Below are 12614 nucleotides of genomic sequence, written 5' to 3' on the forward strand. Positions count from 1 at the left end.
TCAACCCGCCTTTGCCATCTGCATCAGCGTGACCCGGCTCTGCAGCCGGCGCTGTGCCTGATCGACGACCACGGCGACGATGATGACCAGGCCCTTGATCACCATTTGCCAGAACGAACTCACCCCCATCATCACCAGCCCGTCCGAAAGAATGCCGATGACGAAGGCGCCGACGATGGTGCCGCCGATCGTGCCGCGACCGCCCGACATCGAGGTGCCGCCGAGCACCGCCGCCGCGATGGCGTTGAGCTCGAAGCTCTCGCCCGTCGCCGGATGCGAGGCCATCAGTTCGGACGAGATGATCAGGCCGACGATCGCCGCGCAGAAACCGGAGAACATGTAGACGAACATCTTCACCATGTTGACACGGACGCCAGAAATTCGCGAAGCCCGTTCATTGCCGCCGACCGCGAAGATGTGGCGGCCGAGCGGCGTGTATTTGGCGAGATAGGCCGCCGCCAGCGCCACCACGATCAGGATCCAGATCGCGACCGGCAGGCCGAGCAGCCGGCCGGCGCCGAGGAAGCCGAAGCCGGTCGTGCCGAGCTCCGGCTTGCCGACCAGGTTGGGGAAGGTGCGGCCATCCGACGACAGCAGCGCCAGGCCGCGCGCGACATAGAGCACACCGAGCGTGGCGATGAACGGCGCGACATTCAGCCTGGTGATCAGCAACCCGTTGACGGCGCCGATCAGGATGCCGACCGCCAGCGTGATCAGCGCGATCTCGAAGACGTTGAAATAGATGGTGTAGCCGATCTGCAGGTCGATGCCGTTGAGCACGAGATAGCCGGCCACCATGCCGCACAGGCCGACGATCGAGCCGACCGACAGGTCGATGCCGCCGGTGATGATGACGAAGGTCATGCCCATGGCCAGGAACGCGTTGAGCGCCACATGCTTCGACATCAGGATCAGGTTGGCGGTCGACAGGAAGTTGGGCGCCGCGATCGAGAAGAAGACCAGTACGGCGATCAGCGCGATGAAGGTTCTGAGCTTCATCAGCGTCAGCAACGCGGAGCCGCTGGAAGCGGAGGGGGCAGCCGCCTTGGCCGGAATGTCAGTCATGGGCGTTTGTCTCCGTATGCGGGACCGGTCCGTGGCCAAGTGCCGAGGCCGCGACGAGGGCTGCCTCCGTCGCCTCGGCACGATCGAACATGCCGGTCAGTTTTCCATTGCTCATCACCGCGATGCGGTCGGACAGCGCCATGACCTCGTCGAGATCCGAGGTCGCAAAGAGAATCCCCAACCCTTCGCGGGACAGTCTGCGCATGGTGCGGAAGACGTCGGCCTTGGCGCCGACATCGATGCCGCGGCTGGGTTCGTCCATCAACAGCACCTTCGGCCCGGTGAGCAGCGCCTTGCCGATCACCACCTTCTGCTGGTTGCCGCCGGACAGCGACGAGACTTCCTGCGCCGGGTCTGCGACCTTGATCGTCAGTTCCCGCACCATTTGCGTCACCGCCTGCTTCTCCTCGGTGCCGCGGATGTGGAACAGGCGCACGAAACGCGACAGGCTGGCCAGCGTCAGATTGCTGGCGACGGAGAGGATCGACACCAGCCCTTCGCGCTGGCGATCCTCGGGGATCAGCGCCAGGCCGCGCCGGATGCGCCGCGTCGTGTCGCGCTCACGCACCTCCTTGCCGGCGATGAAGATCGCGCCGGTGGCTTGGCCGTGGCGGCCCATGATGCAGTCGAACAACTCGCTGCGTCCGGCGCCCATCAGGCCGTAGATACCGAGGATCTCGCCGGCGCGCAGCGACAGCGAGACATGATCGACCGCCAGTCCGCCAGTCGCGCGCGGCAGGCAGATGTCCTCGGCGCGGAATATCTCCTCGCCCGGAACATGGCCGTCGGCCTTGGCGAAATCCTTGGCATCGGAGCCGATCATCTGCCGAACGATCCACTGCGTGTCGACGTTTTTCATCTCCTCCTGGCCGGTGATGCGGCCGTCGCGCAGCACGGTGATGTAGTCGCCGATGCGGATCAGCTCCTCCAGCCGGTGCGAGATGTAGACAATGGCCACGCCGCGCGCCTTGAGGTCGGCAATCACCTTGAACAGGATCTCGACTTCCGCCGCACTCAGCGCCGAGGTCGGTTCGTCCATGATCAGGATGCGCGCGTCGAGCGAAACCGCCTTGGCGATCTCGACCAGCTGCTGCTGGCCGATGCGCAGGTCCTCGACCAGCATGTCCGGCCGGATGCCGGCCTCCAGCCGCTCGAGGAATTGCGTCGCGCGGCGCTCCTGCTCCTTGCGGTCGATCTTGCGGAACCGGTTGGTGATCTCGCGGGTGGCGAAAATGTTCTCGGCGACGGTCAAGTTGCCGAACAGGTTCAGTTCCTGAAACACCATGCCGATGCCGCGGTTCACCGCGTCGCCGGACGACGAGAACGAGACCTCTTCGCCCTCGAGCAGGATGCGGCCGGCGGTCGGCTGCTCGACGCCGGCGATGATCTTCATCAGCGTCGACTTGCCGGCGCCGTTCTCGCCGACCAGCACGTTGACCGCGCCCTTGCGCACCTCGAAATTGGCGTGCTTGACCGCGACGGTGCCGGCATAGACCTTGGAAACGTCCTCCAGCTTCAGGATGACATCGCGTCCGGCGGCCGCGCTCATGGCTTCGGCCCGATCTCGACCTCCGCCGGCGTCACCAGCGGCAGGTCCTGGCCACTGCCCAGCGTATAGGCGCCGAGCACCTTGGCGCCGCGGCCTTCAAGTGCGTCGCGCGGCAGCTTGGACAGCACGGTCTTGTCGGCATAGGTGTTGAACGCCTTGCCGAACTGGGCGAAATCGATCTGGTTGGTGAAGTCGTTGAACTGGATGAAATCGAGGCTGTCGCGCAAAGCCGTGCCGCGCACCGCCGGTCCGATCTGCACCCGCGCGTCGGCCTTGCCGTCGCCGTCGACATCGACGTCCGCGGTCGCCGCGCGCGACTGCGTGTTGGCGGCGACGATCTTGCCCTCCAGCCGCACGGCGAAGGTCCAGGGCGAGTTGGCCTGCTTGTTGGGATTGCCGTATTTGCCGCCGGCCGCCGCCGGGTCGGCTTGCGCCAATGCGTGAACTTCGGGAAACGGTCCTGCCTTCTGGTGGAGATAGGGAACGACCTTTGTCGCCCATATCTCCTCGACCATCTTGTCCGGGTTGAAGGCGGGAGCATTGCCGCCGCCACCCGATTGTGTCGGCAGGATCTTGCAGGCGGTCAGGCTGATGCCGACGGTCACTGCAAGGATCGGCCAGGTCGGCTTGTTGTTCAGCATGGCGGCCCGTTGTTCGTCATGGCGGTCGGCACCCACAGAAAATGGAGACGAGGGGCGAACCTCGGTTCGCCCCTCCCGTTCAAGTCACGCTGGCTCAGTTGGTCAGCGCGAAGGTCTCCAGCTTGGGAGCATTGTCACCATTGATCAGAACGCAGTCCATCAGCTGCTTTTCCTTGGCCGGCGACTTCTTGTTCTTGATGAAGTCGTTGGCCTGCTCGACCGCCATCTGCGCCTGCGCGAAGGCGGGCTGCAGGACGGTCGCCTTGATGCCGCCGGAGGTGATGGAGTCGCGCACGTCGTTCGATCCGTCGAAGCCGACAACGATAACGTCCTTGCGGTTGGCCGCGACAAGCGCCGCATAGGCGCCCATCGCCATCGTGTCGTTGCCGGAGATGACGCCCTTGATGTCGGGGTTGGCCTGCAGGATCGATTCCATCTTGGAATAGGCCTCGGTCTGGCTCCAGTTGGCCGATTGCTGGGCGACCATCTTCAGATCCGGATAGTCGTCGATGACGTCATGATAGCCCTTGGAGCGGATGCCGGCATTGGTGTCGGATTCCTTGCCGACCAGTTCGACGAAATTGCCCTTCTCGCCCATCAGCTTGACGAATTCCTGCGCGCCGAGCTGGGCGCCCTGGTAGTTGTTGGAGACGATCTGCGCCACGGCGACGCCGGTGGCGTTGATCTCGCGGTCGATCAGGAAGGACGGCACGCCAGCGTCCTTGGCCTTCTGCACGGCGGCGACGGTGGCGTCGGCTCCGGCATTGTCGAGGATGATCGCCTTGGCGCCACGGCCGATCGCCGTGTCGATCAGTTGCGACTGCTTGTTGGCGTCATCGTCATGGACGAGCACCAGCGCCTCGTAACCGAGTTCCTTGGCCTTGGCTTCGGCGCCCACGGCTTCCGCCTTGAAGAACGGGTTGTCGTGCGAGGGTGTGATGATGGCGATGAGATCCGCCGCATAGGCCGGCATAGCCGTACCAAGTGCCAGCATGCCGGCGAAAGCCGCAAGCGTCATTCTGCGTGTGAGTTTCATGAAGTCCTCCCGTTGAAAAAACTCGCGCCTTGATCGCTCAAGGCCGTTGTCTGCATCGAATTCCGTCAGGCAGTGCGGGCAGCATTCCGCCCCGGGTCAAAGCCGTTCGCCGGCTTTTATCCGAAACGATCTCGCTTCCGTTCCCCACCATCCTCCACTCGTCCGGCTTCGATTTCCCAGCGAAGCGTGATCGATCCGAGCCAGTGAACAGCTAAAGCCAACTGGTATGATGAGTCAACCACAAATTCAGATGATATGTACCTGATAAGCGCTGGGGTAGGGCATCGGCGACGGTTTCGCCGATGCATCCAGGTGCTTCGGAAAGCGCCTGCGTAAGTTTTCCTCAGGTGATGCGCTGAATGCTCGCGGCGATCTCTTCCGGCTCGAAGACCCGTTTCCAGTCGTCGCGCATCAGCACCGGCTTGCCGAACTCGATCGCCTTGTTGCAGGCGTCGGAGAACACGCCCTTGGTCTCGCCGAAGATGACGGCGCCGAGCACATTCATATGGCCGAGCAGGAAGTCGAGCGCCGCTTGCTGGTCGACACCGCGCGCGACGACTTCATCGACGGCTTCCTTCATGACGACCAGCAGCGAGGCGCATACCGTTTCCGAAAGGCCGGGTTCGAGCAGGGCCATCTGCTCGACGGTGACACGGTGCGAGCGCATGACCGGCGCCCAGATGATTTTCGCGATCGCCTCGCCCTTGGCGTAATCCTCTTCCGGCCCCTGCATCAGGGCGCTGACCATATGCTGCTTGGCCTTGACGCCGCCGAAATAGTCCTTCTTGGCCGCCATGTCGGTCTCGTCGTTGAAGATCGGCGGATGGCAAGGATGGGTGACGAAATAGGTGAGGTCGGTACGCTTCGGCAGATGGCCGGCGAAAGGTGCCGCCGCGTCGAGCACCACCACCATCGTGCCAGGCGCCAGCTTGCTTTCGATGCTCGCCGCCACCTTGCCGATATGCGTGTCGGGAACGGCAAGGATCACGACATCGGCGCCGTCGAGCGCCACATCGGCGCTGACCGTGTCAAAGCCCAGGCCCGATTTCAGCCGCTCGCGGCCGGCCTCGCTGACCTCGACATGGCGTATCGTGTAGGGCGATCCGCGAAAATTGGTCGACAGGCGGTAGCCCATTTTCCCGCCGGCCCCGAACAGGGCAATCGTCGTCATGTGTCCGTTACTCCCGATTTCAAACGATGGCCGCGCCGATCGTCATGTTATTAACTGGTATAATCACACTACCATGATTTGGCAATTTGAACAGGGTCCTGCTGACAGTCTCATGCCGGCCGGTCTCCGGCCGGCAGCGCGGCATCGTCGCCCCCGCGTGCCGGCTCGACCGGTGTCCGCCGCGTCATCGCCTGTCGTCCGGCAAGCGCGAGAACGAAGATGACGACGATGCCCTGCACGATGTCCTGGGCGCCCGGCGGCAGGCCGATGATCTGCATGGTGGTGACGATCAGGACCAAGAGGATGCTGGCGAACAGGGTGCCGACAGCGGTCGCCGAGCCGCCGAAGATGAGCGTTCCGCCGAGCACCACGGCGGCGATCGACTGCAACAGGTAGGGCTGGCCCATTTCGAGGAAGGCGCCGCCGATATAGGCGCCGAGCAGCAGCCCGTTAAGCGATGCCAGCACCGATGAGATGATGAAGGCCGATGCGATCACCGGTCCGTTCCTGATGGCGGCGAGCCGCGCGGCGGTGCGGTTCTGGCCGACCGCCGACAACAGCTGGCCGAACACCGTGTAGCGCAGCACGAAGGAGGTTGCCGCCACGCCGAGGATGGCGATGACGGCCATGATCGGCACGCCGGAAATGCGGCCCGATGCCAGGTATTTCAGTGCCGGGCTGACGGTGAAGCCCGGTATTGCGCGATTGGACAGCAGCGTCGCGGTGGCCAACACATAGCCGGTCGCCAGCGTGGCGATGATGGCCGGGATGCCGAGCCCGACGACAAGCAGCGAATTGAGCGCGCCGACGGCAAGGCCGAGCAGGATCGCCGCGGCAACGCCGATGGCAAGGTTGGCATCCTGGCCCTTGATGGTGAGCAGTGCGACGAAGGCGCTGAGCGTGATCACCGAGGCGACCGAGAGGTCGATGTTGCCGCGCCCGGTCGTCACCACGAACATCTGGCCGATGCCGACGATCGTCAGGAAGGATGCCGACAAGATAATGCCAGACAGGCTGGACAGGCTGAAGCGGTTGGTGACGATCGACAGCACCAGCCACAGGAGCAGCACGCCGATCGCCGCCCAGATCCAGCGGTTCCTCTGCGCCCACAGGCTGAAGGCGGAGAGCGCGTTCATTGTTCGCTCCTGCGGTCGGCGGTCAGGCTGCGCAGCGTCAACAGCGCGATCAGGATCAGGCCCTGCGTGGCGGCATTGAAATCGCTGCTGACGCTGAGCGTGCCGAGCAGCGCGCCGATCAGGGACAGGGTGACGGCGCCGGCGATGGCGCCGATGGGCGAGATGACGCCGCCGAGCAGCGAGCAGCCGCCCATCACCACGGCGGCGACGCTGAGCAGCGTGAACGAGTTGCCGGAATTGATGTCGCTCGCCGTGTTGATCGCCGTCAGCGACAGGCCTGCCGCCCCTGCAAACAGCCCGGCCAGGAGATAGCGCACCAGGGCATAGCGCGTCGGCGACCATCCCGAGCGGATCATTGCGGTTGGGTTGTTGCCGAAGCCGCGTAGCACCACGCCGAGCGGCAGCCGGTCGATGATGAAGACGACCAGCGCGACGGCGGCGATGAGGATGACGGAAGTCGGCACCATGCCGAGCGACCAGTCGAAGAGCGCCGACAGCCATTCCGGGCTGGCGCCGCCGGGTGTCGGCTGCAGTGCATAGCCCAGCCCAACCCAGATGAAGGAGGCGCCGAGCGTGACGACGATGGCCGGGATCTTGCGCGCCTGGATCACGCCGCCGAGCCCGGCATAGGCGGCGAGCGCCGCCACCAGCGCCAGCACGCCGAGCCATGGCTGGTTATAGAGCAGCGTGGCGCTGAGCACACTGACGAGGCCGGCAAAGGCACCGACGCCCAGGTCGATCTCGCTGCCGCCGACGATGAACATCTGCGCCGCCGTCACCAGGACCAGCGATAGTGCCGGCATCAAGAGCAGATCGAGGCCGAAGATCGAGGCGACCGCCGGATTGGCCGAGATCATGACGGCGAGCACGGCGGCAAGGCCGATGAAGGGCGCCGCGTTGACCAGCTTGCGGCCGAGCCCGGCCGCGGCGGCATCCTTGCGCCCGGCGCCGGCCAGCCTGTCCGCCGGCTGCGTGAAAGAGGCGCCGACAACAGCCGATTCGGTGATTGCCTCGCCTGACAGTTCCCGCACGATACGCCCGCCGGCAAAGACCAGAACGCGATCGCAGGCGAGCAGTTCGGCGTCCTCGGTCGTATGCCAGACCAGCGCGCGTCCGCCGCGCGCGATCTCGTTGCACAGCCGGTAGAAATCCTGCTTGGTGGCGATATCGACGCCGCGCGTCGGATCGTCGAGCAGGATGATCGGCGTGTCGGCAACCAGCGCCCGGGCGACCAGCGCCTTCTGCTGGTTGCCGCCGCTGAGCTCGGTGATGTTGGAACCGAAGCGCCTGTCGTCGAGCCGCAACTTGCTGGCCGCGCCTGCGGCCGTGTCGCGATTGGCGCGATCGGAAACCAGGCTGAGTGCCGGGCGCCGGGCCAATGCGCCGATGCTGATGTTTCCAAGCACGCTCCACAGCGGGAACACGCCTTCCTTCTGCCGGTCTCCGGCGATGAAGCTGGCTTGCGCATGTCTGGTGACCGCCGCGCTCTGCTTGCGGTCGGGCCTGAAGATGGCGTGCAGCAGCTCCTTCTGGCCGCTGCCTTCGAGGCCGGCCAGCCCGACGATCTCACCGCGCACGATGTCGATGTCGTGGCCGAGCTCCGCTGTCAGCGCGCCGGAGAGCCGCGCCAGCACGTCCTGGGCCGAGGCCGCGGCGACGGCGTGCTGATGCACCGGATTGGCATCGCCGCCCATCAGCTGGACCAGCTTGCCGATCGAGGCGTCCGCGACATGGCCCTGCCATGCGGTGCGTCCGTTGCGCAGCACGACGATCTCTGTGGCGATATCGATGATCTCCTGCAGCTTGTGGCTGATGAAGATGAAGGCAAGCCCGGCCTGCGCCCGCTCGCGGATGAAGGCGCGCAACTGTTTCGACCGGTCGAGATCGAGCGAGGATGTCGGCTCGTCGAGCACGATCAGCTTGACGCCGGGCGTCGCCGCGGCGCGGGCGATCTCGACCATCTGCCGTTCGGCGATGGAGAGGTGGCCGACCTCGGCGTCCGCATCAATGGCGTTGCCGGGGAAAACCGCGTCCAGCGCCGCGCGGGCGCGAGCCCGGTAGAGCGTACGCCAGCCGGGCCGGCTAGCGGCGTCGCCCGGGGTTTCGAGAAAGAAGTTCTCGGCGACCGACAGGTTGGCGCAGAGCGACAGCTCCTGATGCACCATGCGGATGCCGCGCCGCTGCGCTTCGCCAGTGCCGTAGTCGGTGAAGTCGAGCGCCTCGCCGGCGAAGGAAATGGAGCCCAGCGTCGGCCACATCGCACCGCACAGGATGCGCATCAACGTCGATTTTCCCGCGCCGTTGCCGCCGACCAGCCCGATCACGCCGCCGGCGGCGACGGAGAGATCGATTCCGGCATTGGCGAGGGTTGGTCCAAAACTCTTGGTTATTCCGGTGAGCGTGACGACGCTTTGCCGGATAGGGGCCGCGCGCGCCGTGGCTGCGGCACTGTCCTGTTCGGCAACGGCAAGCTCGGACATTCGTCCTCCGTTTCTTCGATCGCCAGCGTCGGGCGCAGCCTTGCGGCGGCGCCCGGTCGGCACAGCTGGTGGTGTTATTTGCTCAGCAGGTTCTGCTTCACCCAGTCCAGCGAGTAGCTCGGACTGATGATCTGGCCGCCCGGCAGCTTCGCATAGTCCTTGAGGTTGCTGGCATCGACCGTCGCCACCGGCATGATCATCAGCTTGGGCGCCTTGGCGCCCTTCAGCAGCGACAGGCCAAGCCAGAAGGCGGCGCCGCCGATGCCCGGCGTGGTGTTCATCGACACGGTCTGGTAGCCGTTCTTGGCATTCTCCTCGGCCCACCACTTCACGAAGTCGGTGCCGCCGCCGCCCTCGATGATCGGCATCTTGCCGGCGTAGTCGCCGCCATATTGGACGAAGGCCTGCGCGATGCCGACATCATCGCTGCCGCCCTGGCCGAGCACGGCGTCGACATGCGGCAGCGAGGGCAGCACGTTGGCGATCGCCGCCTGCGCCACCGAGGCGGTCGCCTGGCCATAGACGGTGGCGACCACCTTGATGTCGGGGTACTTCGCCAGCACCGACTGCTGCGCATTGAACATGTCGTTGTCGGGCGCCGAGCCCTTGACGCCGCGCACCTGCAGGACGTTGCCTTTGCCGCCGAGCATCTTGAAGACCGCTTCGGCCTGCGTGGCCTTGTAGCCCTTGAAGTCGAAATTGAGCTGGTAGTTGCAAGGTGCCGAGGCCACCGAATCGAAGGAGATGACGATGATGCCGGCCTTGCAGGCTTTTTCGATGATGCCGTTGACCGCGGTTTCAGAGGCGGCGTCGACGGCGAGCACGTCGACCTTCTTGAGGATCAGTTCGGCGATCTGGCTGTTCTGCTGCGCGACGGAGCCGTCGCCGTTCATGACGATATAGTCGGCGATCTGCCCGGCGGACTTGGCTTCCTTGGCCGAGGCTTCGAATGCTTCCACCATCTGGTGCCGCCAGGTGTTGCCGTAATAGGCGTTGGCGAGCGCGATGACCGGCGCGTCCGAAGACGCCATTGCCGGCATCACGGCAACGCCCACCATCGCAGCGCCGGCGAGCGCCGCCACAGTTGCAAATCTCATGGTATTTCCTCCCAAAAACACGATTGGCTTGGCTGCCACTTGAACACGGCGCAACCCGTTGGGACACGCTATGTCAGGTACATATTATACCAGCATACCAAATAGGCAAGCGCTTTGCTGCCTACGCGGGTCGCTGGCTGAGCAAGCGCAGACCCACCAATCCCGTTGAATTGGCATGTCGTCTGGTCCGACAGACCCGGATCCCGAGGGTCAGGTCGAGACTTCCAAGCCTCCTATGCGAAACGTCCGCTATCGCCATCCTGAAGTCGCGAAGCTGTCATTCGGCTTTCGGCCCCAAGGTCGACAGCTATGGCCGCATACCTGTCCTAGACGCAAAATCTCGCCAAAGCCCGATCGCAGATGTAGCCCGATCGCAGATGTAGAGAGTATCAACATCGGTTGCCCATGTTCGGGTCTAGCGGTCGCATTGGATGACGCAGAAGAGTTGCACAATCCCGGGCCGAGGACCTCAACGGCAAGATCGCCAAGCGCACGCTGCTGCCTGGCCGCTACATTCCCACCACCGCCATCCGCGAGGCCTGGCTGGTCGAACAGGGTGCGGCCGTGCAGGTCTTCTTCATTGCCGGCGGACTCACCATTTCGGCGACGGTACAACGGCAGAAGTATCTCAGTCCTGCAGCAGTTACTGGATCTTGGACTCTCTCGCGATCTTAACATCATATAGCCCCTTGAGGGCATCATGGTTGCCGGTCCCGGCAGCGGCGCGGAACACCTGTTCAGCTTCTGCGAACCAAAGACGTCGAGTTATGGTTGTCCGCAACAATCTCGCCGCTCGCTTCCGCGGATTGGCAGATGGGCGGCGTTTAAGACGGCGTCTCCGTGGGTATCTCGAGGCATGCGCACTCAGTTTTGCCCGAGATGACGGGCAAGGGCGGGCATCGGGCCTGGGATTCGGTGTTTGCGCCAGCGGCCCCACATTTGCCCACTTCGACAAAGGATCGCACGCACGACCCGTCAGTGGCGACGGTTTCTTGAACGGCCCGGATGAGTCGGAAACCGTCCGGTTTCAGGCTTCGGGCCATCAATGCGGCGGACAGTTCATTTTCGCCGATGCCGCTTTTGATCGGCCCTTTGAGCACCGCGGCCTTGACGAACTGCCAGCAAAAAAGGGTCCGTCGCTGGATCGACATCTGCGACGTGGGTATGGACGCATCCACTTATGCGCAATATGGATAACCATGTGGTCTGCTGCGGCGCTGTTGTCGCCGAGTCTCTCGGCAGGCGACGAAAACGTCCGTTCAATGACGCTGCGCCGGCGGGTGGCCTTCCGATCTGAGGCCGCCCTGCAAAGTGTCGATATCAGGGGAATTGGTCATGACTGACAACAAGCCGGCCGCAGACGTCACCAAGGACTGGCAAGCGACGCAGGGCCAGAAGTCTGCCGCCACGCGCCTTCGCCTGTTCGCCGCACTGTCGTGGATTGTCGCCATTGGCGGCGAGATTGCCGGCATTGTGTTGTTCTATCAGCACAAATTCGACCACGGAAACCTGCCCCTGTTGATCGGCATTCTGGTCGGGATCGCGATTTTCGCGATCGCCGGCAACTTGCTGTGGAAGGCTGCCAACAGGCACGATCCGGCCCATGCATCCGACACGTTCAGGTTCTTCGTCCAAAACCAGCTCGGCGCGATCATCACGCTGATCGCTTTCCTCCCGCTGATTTTCCTGATCCTTACCGACAAGAACATGGATCCGCAGACCAAGAAGGTTGCCGGCGGCATCGGCGCGGCGCTGGCCGTGCTCGCGACAGTAATAGGGGTCAGCTTCAAGCCGCCATCGGTCGAACAGTACACGCAGGACATGAATGCCTGCGCGACCCAGATAAAGTTGGGGCAACCCACCACCGCCTGTTCTCCCGACGTCGCCGCCCAGGCGCAGGAGATCGCCACGGACTCGGCCGCTGTTGCCGCGGCGACTAAGGACGCGAGCCACCCCGCTGGTCAGGATGTCGTCTACTGGATCGCGCCTGAAAACGGCGCGGCGAAGTCCGCGGAGCCTCATGTCTTCCACCTCTGCGCAGGCGTGAGTCCGCTAAGGGACAAGACAGTCAATAGCGGCTCGGTGACGGAGGCACGCACAGAACGCCATCCGGATCACGAAGCAGATCGATATGGAACAGAAGCAGTGCGGGTTCTCCGGCGCGCCATAAATCCGCCTGCATTATTCGCCCCGGCTGATGGCGGAGCGACTGCGCAAGGGCAGGCTCAGGATGGATCCGAAGAAACCGTCAATTGCGTTCCGTGCGGCCGGCGAGAAGGCTTTTGCAAAGTGGGACAATGCACGCCGCGGGTGCACGTGTCTATAAAGGGCTGTAGGCCTGTCCGCGGAAAGCTGCCGAAGCATGATTCTTGCCCATCCGGGTCGATCCACTTCGGGCGACAGTCTGAGCAAGGGTAGCTAGTTTCGCGGCGCGTGGAA

Annotated in this window: 10 protein-coding genes and 1 pseudogene; 3 read left to right on the top strand and 8 right to left on the bottom strand. The window is 64.1% G+C overall.

Annotated features, from left to right (window positions below):
- From AC56QQ_RS35785 to AC56QQ_RS35820, 8 genes are all read right to left on the bottom strand, one after another.
- Window positions 1-1065 (bottom strand): ABC transporter permease, encoded by a 1065-nt coding sequence (locus tag AC56QQ_RS35785; RefSeq protein ID WP_497129441.1) that lies wholly within the window; start codon window positions 1063-1065, stop codon window positions 1-3.
- The gene (locus tag AC56QQ_RS35790; RefSeq protein ID WP_497129443.1) at window positions 1058-2614 is read right to left on the bottom strand and encodes a sugar ABC transporter ATP-binding protein; all 1557 of its coding nucleotides are present in this window, start codon (window positions 2612-2614) and stop codon (window positions 1058-1060) included. The genes AC56QQ_RS35785 and AC56QQ_RS35790 overlap by 8 nt, the downstream gene beginning before the upstream one ends.
- Window positions 2611-3255 (bottom strand): DUF2291 family protein, encoded by a 645-nt coding sequence (locus tag AC56QQ_RS35795; RefSeq protein ID WP_497129445.1) that lies wholly within the window; start codon window positions 3253-3255, stop codon window positions 2611-2613. The genes AC56QQ_RS35790 and AC56QQ_RS35795 overlap by 4 nt, the downstream gene beginning before the upstream one ends.
- A gap of 94 nt (window positions 3256-3349) precedes the next feature.
- Entirely contained in the window at window positions 3350-4291 is a 942-nt protein-coding gene (locus AC56QQ_RS35800) for a D-ribose ABC transporter substrate-binding protein (protein WP_497129447.1), read from the bottom strand.
- A gap of 343 nt (window positions 4292-4634) precedes the next feature.
- Window positions 4635-5462, bottom strand: a complete 828-nt coding sequence (locus tag AC56QQ_RS35805; protein ID WP_497129449.1) for a phosphogluconate dehydrogenase C-terminal domain-containing protein — start codon at window positions 5460-5462, stop codon at window positions 4635-4637.
- Between the two features lie 110 nt (window positions 5463-5572).
- Window positions 5573-6598 carry an ABC transporter permease gene (locus AC56QQ_RS35810; RefSeq protein ID WP_497129451.1) on the bottom strand — a complete coding sequence of 342 codons (1026 nt, stop codon included), beginning with the start codon at window positions 6596-6598 and terminating at the stop codon, window positions 5573-5575.
- Window positions 6595-9078 (bottom strand): ATP-binding cassette domain-containing protein, encoded by a 2484-nt coding sequence (locus tag AC56QQ_RS35815; RefSeq protein WP_497129453.1) that lies wholly within the window; start codon window positions 9076-9078, stop codon window positions 6595-6597. The genes AC56QQ_RS35810 and AC56QQ_RS35815 overlap by 4 nt, the downstream gene beginning before the upstream one ends.
- A 74-nt stretch (window positions 9079-9152) precedes the next feature.
- Window positions 9153-10175: an ABC transporter substrate-binding protein gene (locus AC56QQ_RS35820; RefSeq protein ID WP_497129455.1), complete on the bottom strand. Its 1023-nt coding sequence runs from the start codon at window positions 10173-10175 to the stop codon at window positions 9153-9155.
- A gap of 453 nt (window positions 10176-10628) precedes the next feature.
- Here AC56QQ_RS35820 and AC56QQ_RS35825 point away from each other — a divergent pair.
- From AC56QQ_RS35825 to AC56QQ_RS35835, 3 genes and pseudogenes are all read left to right on the top strand, one after another.
- Window positions 10629-10784, top strand: a pseudogene (locus AC56QQ_RS35825) (flagella basal body P-ring formation protein FlgA); the annotation flags it as partial.
- 383 nt (window positions 10785-11167) lie between these two features.
- Window positions 11168-11518, top strand: a complete 351-nt coding sequence (locus AC56QQ_RS35830) for a hypothetical protein (protein ID WP_497129457.1) — start codon at window positions 11168-11170, stop codon at window positions 11516-11518.
- Window positions 11511-12593, top strand: a complete 1083-nt coding sequence (locus AC56QQ_RS35835; protein WP_497129459.1) for a hypothetical protein — start codon at window positions 11511-11513, stop codon at window positions 12591-12593. The genes AC56QQ_RS35830 and AC56QQ_RS35835 overlap by 8 nt, the downstream gene beginning before the upstream one ends.
- Window positions 12594-12614 lie beyond the last annotated feature (21 nt).

It is taken from the genome of Mesorhizobium sp. RCAM 05099, from assembly GCF_059683685.1.

Coding starts and splice junctions, on each gene's coding strand:
- AC56QQ_RS35785 (WP_497129441.1), bottom strand. CDS start 1,065: ATGACTGACATTCCGGCCAAGGCGGCTGCCCCCTCCGCTTCCAGCGGC.
- AC56QQ_RS35790 (WP_497129443.1), bottom strand. CDS start 2,614: ATGAGCGCGGCCGCCGGACGCGATGTCATCCTGAAGCTGGAGGACGTT.
- AC56QQ_RS35795 (WP_497129445.1), bottom strand. CDS start 3,255: ATGCTGAACAACAAGCCGACCTGGCCGATCCTTGCAGTGACCGTCGGC.
- AC56QQ_RS35800 (WP_497129447.1), bottom strand. CDS start 4,291: ATGAAACTCACACGCAGAATGACGCTTGCGGCTTTCGCCGGCATGCTG.
- AC56QQ_RS35805 (WP_497129449.1), bottom strand. CDS start 5,462: ATGACGACGATTGCCCTGTTCGGGGCCGGCGGGAAAATGGGCTACCGC.
- AC56QQ_RS35810 (WP_497129451.1), bottom strand. CDS start 6,598: ATGAACGCGCTCTCCGCCTTCAGCCTGTGGGCGCAGAGGAACCGCTGG.
- AC56QQ_RS35815 (WP_497129453.1), bottom strand. CDS start 9,078: ATGTCCGAGCTTGCCGTTGCCGAACAGGACAGTGCCGCAGCCACGGCG.
- AC56QQ_RS35820 (WP_497129455.1), bottom strand. CDS start 10,175: ATGAGATTTGCAACTGTGGCGGCGCTCGCCGGCGCTGCGATGGTGGGC.
- AC56QQ_RS35835 (WP_497129459.1), top strand. CDS start 11,511: ATGACTGACAACAAGCCGGCCGCAGACGTCACCAAGGACTGGCAAGCG.